This window comes from Streptomyces sp. SA15, from assembly GCF_002291145.1.
In the GTDB taxonomy this organism is placed as follows: domain Bacteria; phylum Actinomycetota; class Actinomycetes; order Streptomycetales; family Streptomycetaceae; genus Streptomyces.
Genome location: NZ_NTGE01000147.1, coordinates 1 through 16,640 on the forward strand (window position 1 = coordinate 1; position 16,640 = coordinate 16,640).

A 16,640-nucleotide genomic window follows, 5' to 3' on the forward strand; every position below is an offset into this window, starting at 1 on the left:
GTCGCCTCCCCGAGGCCCTCCGGGGAGAGCTCGCCCGACTGGGCGGCGGCCAGGGCGAGTTCGGCGCGGCAGGACCGGTCGTCGGGCGCGCCCCGCAGCCCCTCCCTCGCCCAGGCGGCCGCCTCCCGCAGTTCCCCCCGCAGCCGCGAGAACCGCGCCCGTACGGCCGCGTAGCCGGCCGGCACCGGTGCGCCCTCCGCCACCAGCCACTCCCCCACGGGCGCGGGAATCGTCCGTACGTCGGCACTCTCGATCCCGCGTGTCAGCGTGGCCGCCTCCGTCTCCAGGGCGGCTGTGCAGCTGTCCGGCGTGCGGGCCAGTCGCTTGGCCCGCAGCCGTCCGGCGGCGGCCCGTACCACCGGGCCGTGCAGGGGATGGGCGAGGCGGACGGTGCCGTGATCGTCGACATGGACCAGGCCGTCGGCCTCCAGGCGTTCGAGGCTCCGCAGGTCGAGGTCGTCCAGACGCAGCGGCAGGGGCTCGGCGAAGGCCAGCGACTCGAGGGTCTCGCTCTCGTCGGGGCAGCCGCGGTCGAGGACGGGCGCGCTCCGCTCGCGTACGGTCGCGGTCAGCGGCACCGGGCCGCGCCACGCCCACTCGTCGGTGCCGGGAACGCGGGTGAGCAGCCCGCCCTCGCGCACCGCGCCCACCAGGTCGCGCAGCAGCCGCAGGTCCCCCTGGCACAGGCGGTACAGCCGGTTGACGGTGAGCGGCTCCAGGCCGCCGGCGCCCGCCGTCAGCAGGTGGGCCGTCTCCTCCCGGGGCAGGGGCTCCAGGGCGAGACGCGGCAGCAGTTCACCGGTCCACAGCCGGGAGATCGCGCCGGGCGCCGGGGCGCCGTCGGTGGCGACGACCAGCAGGCGGGTGCGTCCGTGCACGGCCAGTTGGTGGACCAGGCCGGCCGAGGCGTCGTCGAGCAGATGGGCGTCGTCGACCAGCAACAGCCGGGTGCCGGACAGCAGCTGGACCGCGCGGTGCAGCGAGACGTTCTCGGGAAGGAGGTGTGCGAACGCGGCGAAGGGGATCCGGCGGGTCTCGGGGGTGCCGGCCACCTTGGCGCAGTCGGACCCACGGACGGCCTCCGTCACGAGGCGGGTCTTGCCGCTGCCGGCCGGTCCGGTCACCACGATGCCGCTGCGTGCGGAGGTCACGGACCGGCGGACCAGTTCGAGTTCGTCCTCCCGGCCGGTGAAGGGCCAGGGCAGCGCCAGGGTCTTCGCGTCCCGTTCCAAAGTCATCACGGAAGCTAGAGTCGCCGTACTCAAGCCTGATACAGGGTGACTTGAGTAGGCCCCGACTCAGGCGCTCCCGGGACGGCGGACGGCATGCTCATCGCCATGACCGCACGCTACTGCTCCCTCGCGCAGCAGCCCGCCCCCGCCTTCGCGGCGGGGCTGGCCGCCGAGCGGCTCAGTGCGCTCATCGGCGGAAGCCGTATGTGGGTCAACCACACCGTGCTGCACTACTACTTCTTCGACGACGACACCGACGGGTCCGTCATCCCCGTCCCTGGCACCGGGGCGACCCGGCGGGTGTCATGGGCCGGCGCCAAGGAACAGCAGGACGTCGTACGCGAGTGCTTCCATCAGTGGCAGGACCTCGGCATCGGGGTGTCGTTCGCCGAGGTCGGCGACCGTTCGGAGGCCGAACTGCGCATCGGGTTCCAGCTCGGCGACGGCTCCTGGTCGACCGTGGGCAAGGACGCGCTGCGGGTCGGCCTGCACGAACGCACCATGAACTTCGGCTGGGACCTGACCGCACCCGGGGAGCGCGGGACGGCCCTGCACGAGATCGGGCACGCGCTCGGCATGCTCCACGAGCACCAGAGCCCGTTCGCCGGCATCCACTGGGACGACGAGGCCGTCTACGCCGATCTGGCGGGTCCGCCGAACTTCTGGAACCGGGACCGGACGTTCTTCAACATCCTGCGCAAGCTCGACCGCGACGAGGTCAACGGTTCCGTCTGGGACCCGCACTCGATCATGCAGTACCCCTTCTCTGCGGGGCTGATCCTGGAGCCGGAGCAGTACCGCGCGGGTCTGAACCCGCCCGGCACGCTCTCGGCCGCCGACAAGGAGTTCGCCCTGCGCTGGTACCCGTCGGCCGACCTGCCGCGGCCGGTGGCGCTGGTGCCCTTCCGCTCGTCGCCGCTCGGTCTCGGCCCGGGCGAACAGGCCGACTTCGTCGTCGAGCCGCCGGAGACCCGCGAGTACACCGTGGGCACGTTCGGCGACAGCGACACGGTCGTCGTGGTCTTCGAGGAACGGGACGGCGAGCCCCGCTACCTCACCGGCCAGGACGACGGGGGAACACCGCACAACGCCACGATCAAGGCCCATCTCGTCAAGGGCCGCCGCTACTTCGTCCGTGTGCGCCTGTACTCCGGCTGGGGTTCGGGGGAAACAGCCGTCATGTGCTGGTGACAGCACGAGCAGGCCGCACACGGACGATGCTCGGACCACTGTCCGGCGCCGGGGGAAGCGGTCGGAGGACGTCACCTTCGGGGGAGGGTGACGTCCTCCGGCCACGCCATGTCGGGCCGTCGTACGGCAGGTAGTCTCACCGCCCGTGGATCGTCGGCGAGTTGGCGGTAGACAGCGCGTGATCACCGGATACGTCATCGGTGAAAGCCTGCGCGTCGGAGCAGAGTTCCAGCCGAGTGGGCTGCGGCTGCGCAAGGCCGGCCGTGCCGAGGCGATCGCGTACGGGCGGTCGGTGGGGACGCCCGAGCATCAGCTCGACTGGGCGGAGTGACGGTTACGACGCCACGCGTGCCCTCCGTGGATCGTCCGGGTGGGCGATGCCCAGGTGGTCACGCAGGGTCGGGCCCTCGTACTCCGTGCGGAAGACGCCCTGTTCCTGGAGCAGCGGGACGACCTTGTCCGCGAAGGCGTCGAGGCCGCCCGGGGTGAGGTGCGGGACGAGGATGAAGCCGTCGCTCGCGTCGGCCTGGACGAAGTCGTCGATGGTCCGGGCGACGGTGGCCGGGGAGCCTACGAAGTTCTGGCGGTTGCCGGTCTCGATGACCAGGTCGCGGATCGACCAGTTGTTGGCGGCCGCCTGCTCCCGCCATGCGTGGGCGGTGGCCAGCGGGTCGCGGTACATGCGGACCTGGGCGCGGCCCCGGGCGATGTGGTGCTCGCTGATGTCGGGGTCGATGTCGGGCAGGGGGCCGTCGGGGTCGTACGCCGACAGGTCCCGGTTCCAGACGAACTCCAGGTGCCTGATGGCGGTGGCCCCGCTGACCTGCTGTCGGCGCACCTCCTTGGCCAGTTCCTCCGCCTCGGCGTCGGTGTCGCCGAGCACGAAGGTCGCGGCCGGCAGGATCTTGAGCTGGTCGTGGCCACGGCCGTACTTGGCCAGGCGGTTCTTGACGTCCGTGTAGAAGGCCTGGCCCTCCTCCAGGGTGGCGTACCGGCTGAAGATCGCGTCGGCGTCGGAGGCGGCGAACTCGCGGCCCTCCTCGGAGTCGCCGGCCTGGAAGATCACCGGCCGGCCCTGTGGGGAGCGCGGCACGTTGAACCGCCCGTGGATGTCGAAGTGCTGTCCGGTGTGGACGAAGGAGCCGGCCTTCGCGTCGCGCAGGAAGGTGCCGGTCGCCGGGTCGGCGACGATCTCGTCACCACGCCAGGAGTCGAAGAGTTCGCCCGCGGTGGCCAGGAACTCCTTCGCGCGCGAATAGCGCTCGTCCTGCGGCAGGAAGCCGCCGCGGCGGAAGTTCTCGCCGGTGAAGGCGTCCCAGGAGGTGACGACGTTCCAGGCGGAGCGACCACCGGAGAGATGGTCGAGGCTCGCGAACTGGCGGGCGACCTCGTAGGGCTCGTTGAACGTGGAGTTGATGGTGCCGGTCAGACCGAGGCGCTCGGTGACGGCGGCGAGCGCGGCGAGGACGGTGAACGTGTCGGGGCGGCCGACGACGTCCAAGTCGTAGATTCTGCCGCCGTGCTCGCGCAGCCTGAGTCCCTCGGCGAGGAACAGGAAGTCGAACTTCGCGCGTTCGGCGGTGCGCGCGAAGTGGACGAAGGAGCCGAACTCGATGTGGCTGCCGGCCGCCGGGTCGCTCCAGACGGTGGTGTTGTTGACGCCCGGGAAGTGGGCGGCCAGATGGATCTGCTTCAGGGGCTTGGTCATCGGTCCATGGATCCTTCCGGCTCAGGCGGCGTAACGGTTGGCGGGGCGGGCCATGCCCAGCAGACCGCGCAGGGTGTCGGCCTCGTAGGCGCGGCGGAAGACGCCACGGCGCTGGAGTTCGGGGACCAGCTCCCGGGTGATGGCCGGAAGGTCGTGGCCGAGGACGGCGGGGCGCAGCCGGAAACCGGTGAGTCCTGCCTCCCACAACTCGCCCAGCAGATCGGCCAGTTGGGCGGGCGTGCCGGTGAAGACGCGGGCATCGCTCGTGTACGTCTCCCCCGCCAGGGTGTCGAGACGCTCCCGTCGGGCCGCCGCGGCGGCGGGGTCGTCGTCGAGGAAGACCACGAGGTCACCGAAGAGGTGCAGGGGCTCGTCGGCGCGGCCGGCCGTCTCCTGTTCGGCGCGGATCTCCGCGACGATCGCGCGGGCCTGGTCGGTGTCGTGCGGGGTGACGTACCCGATGTCGGCCTGCCGGGCCACCAGCCGGTACGGGACGGTCTGGTGGGCGAGAGCGCTGACGATCGGCTGGCCCTGCGGCGGGCGGGGCGTGACGGAGGGGCCCTTGACGCTGAAGTGGCGCCCCTGGAAGTCGATGTAGTGCAGCTTGTCGCGGTCGATGAAGCGGCCGGTGGCGACGTCCCGGATCTCCGCGTCGTCCTCCCAGCTGTCCCAGAGCCGGCGCACGACCTCCACGTGGTCGGCCGCCTCGTCGAAGAGGTCGCTCAGCACGTCCTCGGCGCCCGGGCTGTCGTAGGCGTCGATGCGGGGGATGGTGCGGCGGCCGAAGTGCGCGGCCTCGTTCGGGCGCGCGGTGACCTGCACCCGCAGGCCGGCCCGGCCGGTGCTGACGTAGTCGAGGGTGGCGATGGCCTTGGAGATGTGGAACGGCTCCGTGTGGGTGGCCACCACGGTCGGGACGAGGCCTATGTGCCGGGTCAACGGGGCGACGCGGGAGGCGATCAGGACGGCGTCGAGGCGGCCGCGGACCTGGTCGGTGCGCTCGTCCGGGTCGAGGAGGTGCGAGGACTGGGGGCCGAGGCCGTCCTCGAAGGTCACGAAGTCGAGCAGGCCGCGCTCGGCCTCGGCGACCAGGTCGGCCCAGTAGCCGGCGGTGAACAGGTCCCGGGGCCGGGCCACCGGCTCACGCCAGGAGGCCGGATGCCAGCCGGTGCCGTCCAGGGCGACGGCGAGGTGCAGCGCGAGGGAAGAAGGGGACACGAGGGGCGCCTTCCTGAAGGTCCGTACGAGAGGCCCTCATGGGGGAGGGCACTGCGGTGGGCGACGGGTCAGGAACAGCAACAGAGCGCGCCGGCCACGCGCTGGAGGTCGATGTGCGGCCGGGAGTGGAGGCGGACGCGGCGGCGCGGGTTGAGAACGAGGACACGGGGGTGGGGTGTGCGGGGCATGTCCTCCACCTCCGTCCGGGGCGCCGGGGTCGTCGTGCGCATCTCGTATCCCGTATCTCGTCGTCAGTCACAACGGCCCGGCCGTGCGGTCTGTTCCAGGCTGTGGGGTCTGTTCCAAGCCGAGTGATCTGTATCCGGGGCCGAGTGATCTGTATCCGGGCCCTGTGGTCTGCATCCGGGCCCTGTGGCCCTGTGGTCTGCATCCGGGCTGTGTGGTCCGACGGACCAGCTAGACCCTCCGGCCGACATGGCCCGCCCAGTCGAGGATCTGCACGGCCGCTCCGGCGGCCTCCAGCCCCCGGCAGTGGGCGTGATGCCTTCGGGCGATGCCGTCGAGGTCGAGGTGGGTGCCGAAGGCCGGGTGGGCGGCCAGGCGGCGGGCGTACGCCCACAGGGCGGGGTGGTCGGCGACGCGGTGCACCGCGGCGGCGTCCAGGTGGTGGCGGTGCACGGTGTCGAGCCGCACCAGCGCGACCCACAACTCGATGTCGGCGGCGGTGAGTTGATCGCCGAGTACATAGGCTTGGAAGGCCAGCCGCCGCTCCAGTCGGCCCAGCGCGCCGAACAGCGAACCGAGCGCCGCCGCCCGCTGCCCCGCGTCGCCGTCGGCCCTTCCGGCGTGCTGCGCGGCCGCCTCGACATCCTGGGCGCACAGCCGCTCGACGGCTTCGATCTCGCTCTCCGCGCCGCACGGGTAGAGCGCCGGCCGCCCGGCGCCGAAGTGCCGGGTCAGGTCGCGCATGATGTCCGGGGCGTGGGCGCTGACGATCCGCCCCGACCAGTCGTCGCTGAGGACCGGCGCCGCGGCCGCGCCGGTGTACCGGTGCGCGCTCGCGTCGTACAGCGGACGCAGCGTGGAGTGACCGCCGTCCGGACAGTCGGGTACGGCGTCCAGGAGCGTCACCGGACAGACGTCGTCGAGGCCGAGCAGGCCGTGGACGACGGCGATTCGGAGTCCGTCGGGACACGCGGTCGACAGATGGAGGCGGTAGCGGCGCGGCACGGCGTAGTGCCCGCTGCGCGCGTCCCGGCCGAGCCGGCCCCGGAATGCGTGGGCGGGCTGCGCGGTGGGGACGACGGCGGAGGGTGTGACGGACATGGGGCTCCCCGGGAGTAGGTGCGCGGGTTTTCCTACCTGTTCACTAGGATTCCTCTCCGGAGTCTCGATCCACCTCCGAGTGACGTCAAGAGGGTGTCCACACCACGGAATCGCGCCGCCTGAGACCGGCCTCTCCATTACGTGATCCGGCAGCAGCGCTCCAGCCGTAGTCTGACCGCCATGAGCGACCGTGGCTTTGCCGACCTGCGCGGCAGGGAGTTCGAGCGCGCGGACATGACGGGGGCGCGGTTCACCACGGTGAGCCTCAACGGGGCGACGCTGCGGGCATGTGAGCTCAACCAGGTCGTGATGCGCGGCGTCGAGATGGTCGGCACCCGCATCGACGGCGAGATCCAGGGCCTCGTCATCAACGGGGTGGATGTCGCGCCGCTGGTGGAGGCCGAGCTGGATCGCCGGTGTCCCGACCGCCCCAAGTTCCGGCCGGCCACTCCGGAGGGATTCCGGGCGGCCTGGGACCTCAACGAGCGGCTGTGGGAGGCGACCCTGGCACGGGCGCGCCGGCTGCCCCCGCCGAGGCTGCACGAGTCGGTCGACGGCGAGTGGTCGTTCATCCAGACCCTGCGCCATCTCGCGTTCGCGACCGAGTCGTGGGTCGGGCGCTGCGTCCTGGGCGATCCCCGCCCGTGGCACCCGCTGTCCCTGCCGTGGGACCAGATGAGCCCTCGGCCGGGAGTGCCGCACGACCGTGACGCGCGCCCATCACTCGACGAGGCGCTCGCCCTGCGGTGGGAGGCGATGGCGATGATGCGGCGGTGCCCGGCTCGTTACGGCTCCGAAGAGGTCTCGAACGTCGCCGACCGCAACCGACGCGAGTTCCTCACCCGCATGGACCTCGCAGACCTGCTCGCCCCGCAGCCGGCGAACGCATGACCCTCCGGTGTGGCCTCGATGACCGGAACAGACGCCCTAACCGGGCCGGTTGCCGTCGGCGCCGACGCGGCTCTGAGCTGTGCGGTCGGCCTCGGCCTGCACCAGCAGGGAGAGCAGGGATGCCACGCTGAGGCCGGCTTCCGCGGGGTGGCGCAGGACCTTGCCGGGCTCGATCCGGTAGGTGTTGCCGCGCCCCGCCCGGGTGTGTGACAGGTAGCCGGCCTGCTCCAGGTCGGAGATGATCTTCTGGACGGCACGCTCCGTGAGCCGGCAGTGCGCCGCGATGTCCCGGATGCGCGCGTTCGGATCGTCGGCGATGACGGCCAGCACGCGCGCGTGGTTGGTAATGAACGTCCAGCCAGTGTGCGGCTCAGGCACTACACGCATGCCCGCATCATACGTTTAGGGTTTCACGCACACAAACACCCGAAATTTATTTCGTGTATCTGTTGACGTGTCCGGTGCGTAGGCGTGAGCGTGGGAGAGGCAAGTGGACGACAGGCCGTGGGAGAGCGTCATGCCGCAGTCGGCGTACTCTGCGCACTCCGGGTCGGGGGACGGCGACCGCTGTGCGGGACCGGTCGACCGTAGCGGGGCACCCGGAGCCTCCGAGGTGACCGCCCTCGTCGACCAGGAGGGCGATCGCATGGTCGTGACCGTGTGGGGCGAACTCGGTCTTCAAGCGGAGCCTTGGTTGCGGCACACCTTGCGCTCGGCACTGGCCGACTCGACCCGAGGCATCGACCTGGACCTCAGCGGGGTCGAGTTCTTCGATTGCTCCACCCTCAACGTCCTGCTGGGCATCCGGCAACAGGCCCTGGACGAGTCGAAGACCGTCACCCTGCGTGCCGCCGGACCCGTTGTCGAGCGGGTACTCGATCTCACCGACGCCCGGTCCCTGTTCACCGCTGCCGACGCGGACGATCCGGGGCAGCGGCCCGACCCGCGCATCGAGCTGGTGCAGCTGCGCCGGGCGATGCAGACCCGGCCGACGATCGACCTGGCCCGCGGCATCCTCATGGCCAGCTTCGGCCTCAGCCCGGAGGACGCCTGGACCACCCTGGTCAGGACCTCCCAGAACACCAACATCAAGGTGCACCACCTGGCCCGGGACCTGGTGAACACGGTCAGGGGCGACGCACTGCCGGAGCCCGTGCAGATGCAACTGGCCGCCGCGGTCGCGACACTCACACACCCGGCAGCCGCCCCGGACGACGAGTGACACCGCCGACCGGAGGGCGACGGCAGCATGCCTCGCTCGGGCGTCGGCTTCCGCCGACACCGTGCCACCGTAGTCTTCGACCGTGGCCGAGACCGAACCGATGCGGCTTCCCGACATGCCGCTGCACGACCCGTTCATCGTCGCCGACGAGAAGACCCGCGCCTACTACCTCTACACCTCCAACGCCCCGTCCGTATCGGGCGTGGACGGCACCGGCACGATGGTCTACCGCAGCCACGACCTGCGCGACTGGACGCGCCCCGTCGTGGTTTTCCTGGCCGCCGAGCAGCGGGGAATCTGGGCGACCGACGGCGGCTGGGCGCCGGAGGTGCACGAACGGGGCGGCACGTACTACCTGTTCACCACCCTGCACAACCAGGACAAGCCGCTTCCGGTACCACCACCCAACCAGTGGGGCACGCCGTTCCAGATCCCGAACTACATGCGCGGCACCACCACGGCCGTCTCCGACTCGCTGCTGGGCCCCTTCACCGTCCTCGACCCCTCACGCCCCGCCCCGCCCGAACACCTCATGACCCTCGACGGCACGCTCTACGTCGACCCGTCCGGGCAGCCCTGGATGGTGTACGCGCACGAGTGGTTGCAGACCATCGACGGAACCATGGAAGCGATCCGGCTGACTTCGGACCTGTCCCGGACGATCGGAGATCCGATCCTCCTGTTCAAGGCCTCGGACGCGCCCTGGATCAGCGAGCAGATCCCGGGCGGCGTCCCGAACCAGCTCCCGCCCTACATCACCGACGGCCCTCAGCTGTACCGCACCCCTGACGGCACGCTGCTCATGTTGTGGTCGACGTACGAAAAGAACTTGATCGGCCCGGACGGCACCATCACCGGCGGCTACGTACAGACCTACGCCGTCTCGACCTCCGGCGACATCACAGGACCGTGGCAGCAGCACCGGCCACTGGTCCGCGACGACAGCGGTCACGGCATGCTGTTCCACACCTTCGACGGGCAGCTGATGATGGTCCTCCACCGCCCCTTCGACAACGCCCGGGGGAAGCTGTACGAGATGCAGTTCCTCGGTCAGGAGCTACGAGTGCTCCGCCGGCGCGCCGATCTCGATGGGGGCGGATGACACCACGCTGCGCCGCCGAGCGGTGCTCGCCCTGGCCGGTCGACACAAAGGCATCCAGCGGGTCCGCCATGGTCGGCAAACCCGCCGGTGAACACCGTCGGGACGACAGGGTCAATCCGAGTGCGTGACCAGCGTTCCACCGGTCTCCCGCATCACCGCCTGAGGGGCGAGGTCTTCGAGCACCTCGTCGAGGCTGCGGCTGAGCAGGTGGTGGGCCGGCGCCGGGTGTGAGACACCCGCCCGGCGTGCCCGCACTTACCCGGAGCCGCTTAGGTACCGCGGACTCAGTCCGGACGGGCCCGGGGCGCGGATGACGTCGAGGGCGGCCGCCAGTAAGGAGCGGCGCAGGTCTGCGTGGCGGTAGGGGCGCGTCCGTGCGTGGCGTGCATCCACCGGTCCGCCGGTCACGCGCCGACCTCCGTCAGTCGCCATCCGTCCGTCCGGAGGCACCGGGAGACGGCGTCGGCCGCGACGCGCACCTGAGGCATCAGCCGCGTCGGCTGGGTGACTTCGCCGGGTGCCGCGACGCCCAGGGCGGCGACCACGACGCCGCGGCTGTCGCGCACGGGGAACGCCACCGCGCCTATTCCGGGGTTCAGTGTGCCGTGGACGCGCGCGAACCCCTCCTGTCTGATCCTGGTGAGGGCGCGCTTGAGCATGTCGGCGTCCGTGATCGTGGCAGGCGTGTAGGCACGCAGTGGACCCGAGCAGACCTCGTTCCGCACGCGCTCGCTCGCGTGGGCGAGCAGGACCAGACCCAACGAGGTGGCGTGCAACGGCACCCGGCTGCCCGGATCGCCGGTGCGGGGCTCTGGTTGCGCGTCGTAGGGGACGTAGGACAGGCAGACGCTCTCGACACCGTCACGGATCGCGAGGATCGCCGCGGCCCCCGTCTGCCGGTGCAGTTCGAGCAGGTGCGGCTGCGCGGCCTCGGTGAGCGCGATGCGCGGTGCCAGGACGGCCGTCTGCCACAGGCGCAGCCCGATGCTGTAGCCGCCGTCGGCGGAACGTTCCAGGGCTCCCCAACCGTGCAGTTTGGTGACGATGCGGTGAACCGTGGCGACGGGCAGCCCTGAGCGCCGGCTGATGTCGCTCAGCGTCAGCGTAGGGCTGTCCCGGTCGAAGACGCCGAGGATGCTGAGCGTCCGGTCCACGACAGAGCGCTCCGGAGCGGCGGAGTGGGGGGTGGTCATCCCGTCGGATCCCTTCGATGCGGGGGCATGGCGGTCTCGTGCATGCACCAGAGGCACTCTGGTGACGGGCGGCCACCTCTATGATTGAAGACTCAAGCGGCAACTGAAAGGTTAGTTCCGGAACGCTCATGGTCGATTTCGCATCGTTACCGATCCCCGTCGTGCCCTACAGCCCCATCTGTAGGCCGGGCATCGGCATGGCGATGGCGACCCTGCGGGAACTGATCGAGGGCGTCTCCTCGGACTTCCTTGCCTCGCCGCACCGGCTCGACTTCCACCAGATCATGCTGGTCACGAAGGGAACCGGCCGTTATTCGGTCGACTCCAGCCCCTTCCCGTGCCGCACGGGCACGCTGGTGTGGACCCGGCCCAATCAGGTGGTCCAGTCATTTCCCCGGCCCGACATGGACGCCGAGATCATCATGTTCACCGAGGCGTTCCCCCTGCGGATGAGCGCCCACATGGGGATGCTGGACGATGTGCTGCGCCCTTCCCACTGGCAGCTCTCCCTCCATGAACTGCACTCGTTCCGGCGGGTCGTCGACCTGCTGCACGTGGAGTTCGAGCGGCCCGACGACGGTCGGGGCGAGGAACTGCTCAAGCATCTGCTGGCCGTGACACTCCTGCGCATCGACCAGATGTGCCGTCTGCGCCACAAGGACTCCACGGCCCCCGCCCTCAGCGACAAGAACGGCGAGCTCTTCCTGCGGTTCCGCCGCGAACTGGACCGCTCCTTCCACTCCACCCGGCTGGTGGAGGACTACGCCGCCGCCCTGAACTGCAGTCCCCGCGCCCTGTCCCGCGCCTGCCGCGCCGCCGCCGACACCTCCGCCAAGGACCTGATCGACGCCCGGGTCGCGCTCGAGGCCCGCCGCCTGCTCGCCCACACCGACCTGCCCATCAGCGCGATCGCCCGTCAGCTGGGATTCTCCGAGGCCACCAACTTCGGCAAGTTCTTCACACGCCGCGTCAATATGTCACCCGGTGCCTTCCGACAGTCGGAAAAGGCACGCAATCAGCCGTAACGCGACCGTAAAGCACGGAGCCGGTGAGGTGGCTTCACCGGTTCGGTGACGCTTCGCCACGTGGGTCAACGCCTGTCAACGCAATTTTCTTTCCACTCTCCGAAAGAGCGGTTGTCCAGGATTGAGCCACGTGGCAAGACTGTGACCCGCGTGCTTCGGGCGGCCACTCCGAAGGCACCGACAGTTGTTCGTGCGCCACCGCCGGCGCCGATGACCGAGAACGGAATCCCGCTCACTCCCCACTCTTTGGACCCGGCCTGACTCCCCGTGCGATGACGCACGTCAGCCGGGACAGACCGTCGCCGAGATGTAGATGCCCGCTGCCCGCCTGCCCGGGCCGGGCCGCGACGACCTGCGCACACCCTCCTCAAGGAAGGACGACGCACCATGCCCAAAGTGACCACTCGTGAGGCCGAGGACTGGCTGATCGAAAAGATCGCCCACCGCCTGGGTGTGGCGACCTCAGAGGTCTCGCGCGAGGTGTACTTCGACGAGCTGGACCTGGACTCGACCGAAGCCCTCATCCTCGCGGGCGAGTTGGAGAACTGGCTCGGTTTCGAGCTGAGTACGACGACCCTCTGGTACCACCCGACGGTCAAGGACCTGGCGGCCTATCTGGCCGAGGAAAGCGATCGACGTGCGGCCGCCGCGTGACCTACGGCCGCCGGTGGCCCAGCCGTTCCGGGCAGCCGCGCCCGGCCGCCGGACCGTGTACGTCGTCCACCCCGGGGCACTCCCGGCCCAGGTCTACCGGGGTCTGGCCGACGCGCTGCCGGAGGGCGACGGACTGACCGTGCTGGATCTGGGGTCCGTCCCCGAGTACGCGGAGGCGGCGCTGACCGGGGGCAGGGCGGCGACGACCGTCGAAGCCCTGGCCGACCGGCTGCTCACCGCGATGGGCCCGGTCAAAGGCCCGTACACCCTCGCCGGCTGGTCCTTCGGCGGCGTACTGGCGCTCGCGATGAGCCGCAAGACGCCCGCCGTGCGGCGTCCCGAACGCCTGGTGCTTCTCGACAGCATCGCGCCCACCGAGGAGTACCAGCAGCCCGATGACGCCCTCGAACCCGATCTGCTCCTCGGCTGGTTCGCCATGTACCTGGGGGCGAAGCGGGGCCACCCGATCGACCTGGCCCCCGGCCGGCTCGCCGGGCGCGGGGTCGACGAGGGCCTCACCGTCGTACTCGACGCGGCGGTCGCGGCCGGGGCCCTGCACCCGGACACCCCGCTGCCGGGCCTGCGCAAGCTCTACGACACGTACGTGGACGGGCTGCTGCGCAACAACCGCCTGACGGCCCCGCACCGGCCCGGCCCGGCCCCGCTTCCCCTGGTGCTGATCAAGGCCCAGCGGAGCCTGATCCCCGACGATCCCACGCTCGGCTGGCGGCAGCTCGCGCCGCAGGGCCTGACCCTGCACAGCTGCCCCGGCGACCACTACACGATGCTCAGCCGCCCCGACTCCCTCGGAGTGATCGCCCCGTTGCTCAACGCCGCCTGAACGGCGGTTGCCCACTCCCCACCCTTGCGCGTCACCCGAAGGGCCCCGAACCGAACCCGGGCCGCAACCAGGCCCCGCCGTCCGACCAAGAGAGCCTCGCCGTGAACGCTTCGTCCCCGTCCGACCTCGACCGCCGGCTCGCCCGAGACCCCATCGCCATCGTCGGGCTGTCCGCCCTCTACCCCAAGTCGCGCGATCTGCGCGAGTTCTGGGCGAACGTGGTCTCCGCCGCCGACTGCATCGAGGACGTCCCGGCCACCCACTGGGACGTGTCGGAGCACTACGACTCCGACCCCGCCGCCCCCGACAAGACGTACTCCAAGCGCGGCGGCTTCATCCCCACCGTCCCCTTCAACCCGCTCGAGTTCGGGCTGCCCCCGAACACCCTCGAAGTCACCGACGTCCTGCAACTGCTGAGCCTCGTCGTGGCCCGCGACCTGCTCAAGGACGCCGGTGCCGACCAGGAGTGGTACGACGCCTCCCGCACCGGCGTGGTCCTCGGCGTGACGGGCGCCAACCAGCTCACCCAGCCGCTGACCGCCCGCCTGCAGACCCCCGTCCTGAAGGAGGTCGTGCGCTCCTGCGGCCTCACGCAGCGGGACGCGGAGGAGATCGCGGAGAAGTTCAAGCTGGCCTTCGCGCCCTGGGAGGAGAACTCCTTCCCCGGCATGCTGGGCAACGTCGTCGCCGGCCGCATCGCCAACCGCCTCGACCTGGGCGGCACCAACATGACCATCGACGCGGCCTGCGCCAGCTCGCTGGGCGCGGTGAAGTCGGCGGTCAGCGATCTGCTGGAGGGGCGCTCCGACACGATGCTGGTGGGCGGCTGCGACGCCGAGAACACCATCTTCATGTACCTGTGCTTCAGCAAAACGCCCGCGTTCTCCAAGAGCGGCCGTATCCGCCCCTTCGACGAGAACGCCGACGGCACCCTCATCGGTGAGGGCATCGGCATGCTGGCGCTGCGCCGGCTCGCCGATGCCGAGCGGGACGGCAACAAGATCTACGCGGTGCTCCGCGGCATCGGTTCGTCGAGCGACGGCCGGTTCAAGTCCATCTACGCCCCGCGCAAGGAGGGGCAGATGACGGCGCTGCGCCGCGCGTACGAGGACGCCGACGTCTCCCCCGACTCGATCGAGCTGTTCGAGGCGCACGGCACCGGCACGGCGGTCGGCGAGGCGACCGAGCTGTCGGCGCTGACGGAGGTGGTGTCGGAGCACACGAAGGACCGGCAGTTCGCCGCGGTCGGCAGCGTGAAGTCGCAGATCGGCCACACCAAGGCGGCCGCGGGCGCGGCCGGCATGATCAAGCTGGCGCTGGCCCTGCACCACAAGGTGCTGCCGCCCACCATCAACGTGGACCGGCCGAACCCGGCGATCGACTGGGCCGAGAGCCCGTTCTACGTCAGCGCACAGGCCCGCCCGTGGATCCGCGACCCGCGCAGGCCCGAACGGCGCGCGGCCGTCTCGTCGTTCGGCTTCGGCGGCACCAACTTCCATGTGGTGCTTCAGGAACACGGTGACGGGGACGATCTGCGGGTCATGTCTCCTGTGAGCCAGGTATATGCATGGCATGAACCTGACATGAACGGTCTGGTACGGGCACTGGAAGGTGGCGCGGAGCCGCGGACCGAACCCGCTCCGGCCGGCCATCCCCGGCTCGCTCTCGTCGCCCGCTCCGACGCCGAGCTCGCCGAGCTGCGCGCCCTCGCCGTGACCGAACTGCGGGCGAAGCCCACCGAGGAAGCCTGGTCCCACCCCAAGGGCGTCTACTTCCGCCGCTGCGCCGCCCCCACCGGCAAGGTGGGCGCGCTCTTCGCGGGTCAGGGCAGCCAGTACGTCGAGCCCGGCCGGACCGCCGTGCTCGCGCTGCCTCCCCTGCGGGCGGCCTTCGACCGGGCGAACGCGGCATTCGCCGACCACGAACTCCCGCTGTCTCGCGTCGCGTTCCCGCCGCCCGCCTTCGACGAGGCCACCCGCACGGCGTACGAGACCGAGCTGCGCCGCACCGAGTACGCCCAGCCCGCGATCGGCGCCCTGGCGGCCGGCCACTTCCGTTACCTGAGCGAACTGGGCTTCGCCGCCGACGGTTTCCTCGGGCACAGCTTCGGTGAACTGGCCGCCCTGTGGGCCGCCGGCGCGATCGACGACGACACGTACGTCGCTCTGGCCCGGGCGCGGGGGGCCGCCATGGCACCGCCCGCCGACCCGGACTTCGACGCCGGGGCGATGGCCGCGGTCACCGCTTGCGAGGAGCAGGTCGAGCGCCTGCTCGCCGAGCACCCCGAGTTGACGGTCTGCAACCGCAACGCCCCCGACCAGGTCGTGCTCGGCGGGGCCACCGACGCCGTGGAGCGGCTGGTCCGTGCGGCGGACGGGGCCGGCGTACGGGCGGTGCGGCTGCCGGTGTCGGCGGCGTTCCACACGCCGTTCGTCGCACACGCGGTGGAGGCGTTCGGGCAGCGCGTGGCCGACGCGGAGATCCGCGAGCCGCGGCAGCCGGTGTACGCCAACTCACCGGGTGCCTCGTACGGTTCGGACGTCGACGCCAACCGGCGGACCCTGGTCGACCAGCTCGTCAAGCCGGTGCAGTTCGCCGAGCGGGTCGAGGAGATGTACGCGGCGGGCTTCCGCACGTTCGTGGAGTTCGGACCGAAGGGCGTGCTGACCCAGCTGGTCCGCCGCATCCTCGGCGACCGCGAGCACTTCGCCATGCAGCTCGACCCGGGCCCCAAGGGTGACGCCGACCTCTCACTGAAGCGTGCCGTGGCCCAACTCGCCGTACTGGGCCTGCCGTTGACCACCGAGGACCGTTACGTGGCCGCGCCTTGCGTCACCGAGCCGGTCAAGGGCATGACCGTGCCGCTGAACGGCATCAACCACGTGCCGCAGGCCCGTAAGGCGGCGTACCGCGATGCGCTGGAGAACGGCTATCGGGTGGCTCGGCCGGAGGTCGCTGAGGCGGTGCCCGCCGCGGCGGAGGCTGCTCCGGCGGTGGCCGCGCCCGCGGCCGAGGTGTCGCCCGCGCCGACGGCGGCAGCGGCGTCCGTGCCGGTCCCGGTGACCGCCGCGACCGC

16 protein-coding genes are annotated in these 16,640 nt (G+C 71.0%); 9 read left to right on the forward strand and 7 right to left on the reverse strand.

What is annotated here, in order from left to right:
- Window positions 1–1,238 (reverse strand): ATP-binding protein (locus CLM62_RS33640; RefSeq protein WP_107483839.1); only part of this gene is annotated, 1,238 nt, incomplete at its 3' end.
- A 99-nt stretch (window positions 1,239–1,337) separates the two neighbouring features.
- Between CLM62_RS33640 and CLM62_RS33645 the strand changes: the two genes are divergently transcribed.
- Both CLM62_RS33645 and CLM62_RS50360 read left to right on the forward strand, forming a co-directional pair.
- Window positions 1,338–2,423 (forward strand): M12 family metallopeptidase, encoded by a 1,086-nt coding sequence (locus tag CLM62_RS33645; RefSeq protein WP_095753686.1) that lies wholly within the window; start codon window positions 1,338–1,340, stop codon window positions 2,421–2,423.
- A 178-nt stretch (window positions 2,424–2,601) separates the two neighbouring features.
- Entirely contained in the window at window positions 2,602–2,754 is a 153-nt protein-coding gene (locus tag CLM62_RS50360; RefSeq protein ID WP_179382341.1) for a hypothetical protein, read from the forward strand.
- Between the two features lie 3 nt (window positions 2,755–2,757).
- On the opposite strand, the gene CLM62_RS33650 is transcribed toward CLM62_RS50360, so the two are convergent.
- From CLM62_RS33650 to CLM62_RS33660, 4 genes are all read right to left on the reverse strand, one after another.
- A complete protein-coding gene (locus CLM62_RS33650) occupies window positions 2,758–4,131 on the reverse strand; it encodes an NtaA/DmoA family FMN-dependent monooxygenase (RefSeq protein WP_095753677.1) in 1,374 nt (457 codons plus the stop codon).
- Between the two features lie 21 nt (window positions 4,132–4,152).
- Window positions 4,153–5,349, reverse strand: coding sequence for an LLM class flavin-dependent oxidoreductase (locus CLM62_RS33655; protein ID WP_095753678.1), 1,197 nt, complete (start codon window positions 5,347–5,349; stop codon window positions 4,153–4,155).
- A gap of 68 nt (window positions 5,350–5,417) precedes the next feature.
- Window positions 5,418–5,537 carry a putative leader peptide gene (locus CLM62_RS53250; RefSeq protein WP_373559214.1) on the reverse strand — a complete coding sequence of 40 codons (120 nt, stop codon included), beginning with the start codon at window positions 5,535–5,537 and terminating at the stop codon, window positions 5,418–5,420.
- Window positions 5,538–5,766: 229 nt separating this feature from the next.
- A complete protein-coding gene (locus CLM62_RS33660; protein WP_095753679.1) occupies window positions 5,767–6,636 on the reverse strand; it encodes a glutathione S-transferase C-terminal domain-containing protein in 870 nt (289 codons plus the stop codon).
- Window positions 6,637–6,816: 180 nt separating this feature from the next.
- On the opposite strand from CLM62_RS33660, the gene CLM62_RS33665 reads away from it, so the two are divergent.
- Complete coding sequence (locus CLM62_RS33665; protein WP_095753680.1) at window positions 6,817–7,527, forward strand: DinB family protein; 711 nt, start codon at window positions 6,817–6,819, stop codon at window positions 7,525–7,527.
- Window positions 7,528–7,563: 36 nt separating this feature from the next.
- Here the strand turns inward: CLM62_RS33665 and CLM62_RS33670 are convergent, their stop codons facing one another.
- The gene (locus CLM62_RS33670) at window positions 7,564–7,914 is read right to left on the reverse strand and encodes a helix-turn-helix domain-containing protein (protein WP_095753681.1); all 351 of its coding nucleotides are present in this window, start codon (window positions 7,912–7,914) and stop codon (window positions 7,564–7,566) included.
- 103 nt (window positions 7,915–8,017) lie between these two features.
- On the opposite strand from CLM62_RS33670, the gene CLM62_RS33675 reads away from it, so the two are divergent.
- The gene (locus tag CLM62_RS33675) at window positions 8,018–8,749 is read left to right on the forward strand and encodes an ANTAR domain-containing protein (protein ID WP_257004235.1); all 732 of its coding nucleotides are present in this window, start codon (window positions 8,018–8,020) and stop codon (window positions 8,747–8,749) included.
- 100 nt (window positions 8,750–8,849) lie between these two features.
- On the forward strand, window positions 8,850–9,851 hold the full coding sequence (locus tag CLM62_RS33680) for a glycoside hydrolase family 43 protein (protein WP_095753688.1): 1,002 nt from the start codon (window positions 8,850–8,852) through the stop codon (window positions 9,849–9,851).
- Window positions 9,852–10,255: 404 nt separating this feature from the next.
- Here the strand turns inward: CLM62_RS33680 and CLM62_RS33685 are convergent, their stop codons facing one another.
- A complete protein-coding gene (locus CLM62_RS33685) occupies window positions 10,256–11,044 on the reverse strand; it encodes an IclR family transcriptional regulator (protein ID WP_095753682.1) in 789 nt (262 codons plus the stop codon).
- 197 nt (window positions 11,045–11,241) lie between these two features.
- On the opposite strand from CLM62_RS33685, the gene CLM62_RS33690 reads away from it, so the two are divergent.
- The 4 genes from CLM62_RS33690 to CLM62_RS33705 all read left to right on the forward strand — a co-directional run.
- Window positions 11,242–12,069 carry an AraC family transcriptional regulator gene (locus tag CLM62_RS33690; protein ID WP_257004236.1) on the forward strand — a complete coding sequence of 276 codons (828 nt, stop codon included), beginning with the start codon at window positions 11,242–11,244 and terminating at the stop codon, window positions 12,067–12,069.
- Window positions 12,070–12,456: 387 nt separating this feature from the next.
- Entirely contained in the window at window positions 12,457–12,723 is a 267-nt protein-coding gene (locus CLM62_RS33695; protein WP_095753684.1) for an acyl carrier protein, read from the forward strand.
- A complete protein-coding gene (locus CLM62_RS33700) occupies window positions 12,707–13,564 on the forward strand; it encodes a thioesterase domain-containing protein (protein WP_095753685.1) in 858 nt (285 codons plus the stop codon). Before CLM62_RS33695 ends, CLM62_RS33700 begins: the two co-directional genes overlap by 17 nt.
- A 101-nt stretch (window positions 13,565–13,665) precedes the next feature.
- The coding region (locus tag CLM62_RS33705) for a type I polyketide synthase (protein WP_143659193.1) at window positions 13,666–16,640 on the forward strand (2,975 nt) is incomplete at its 3' end.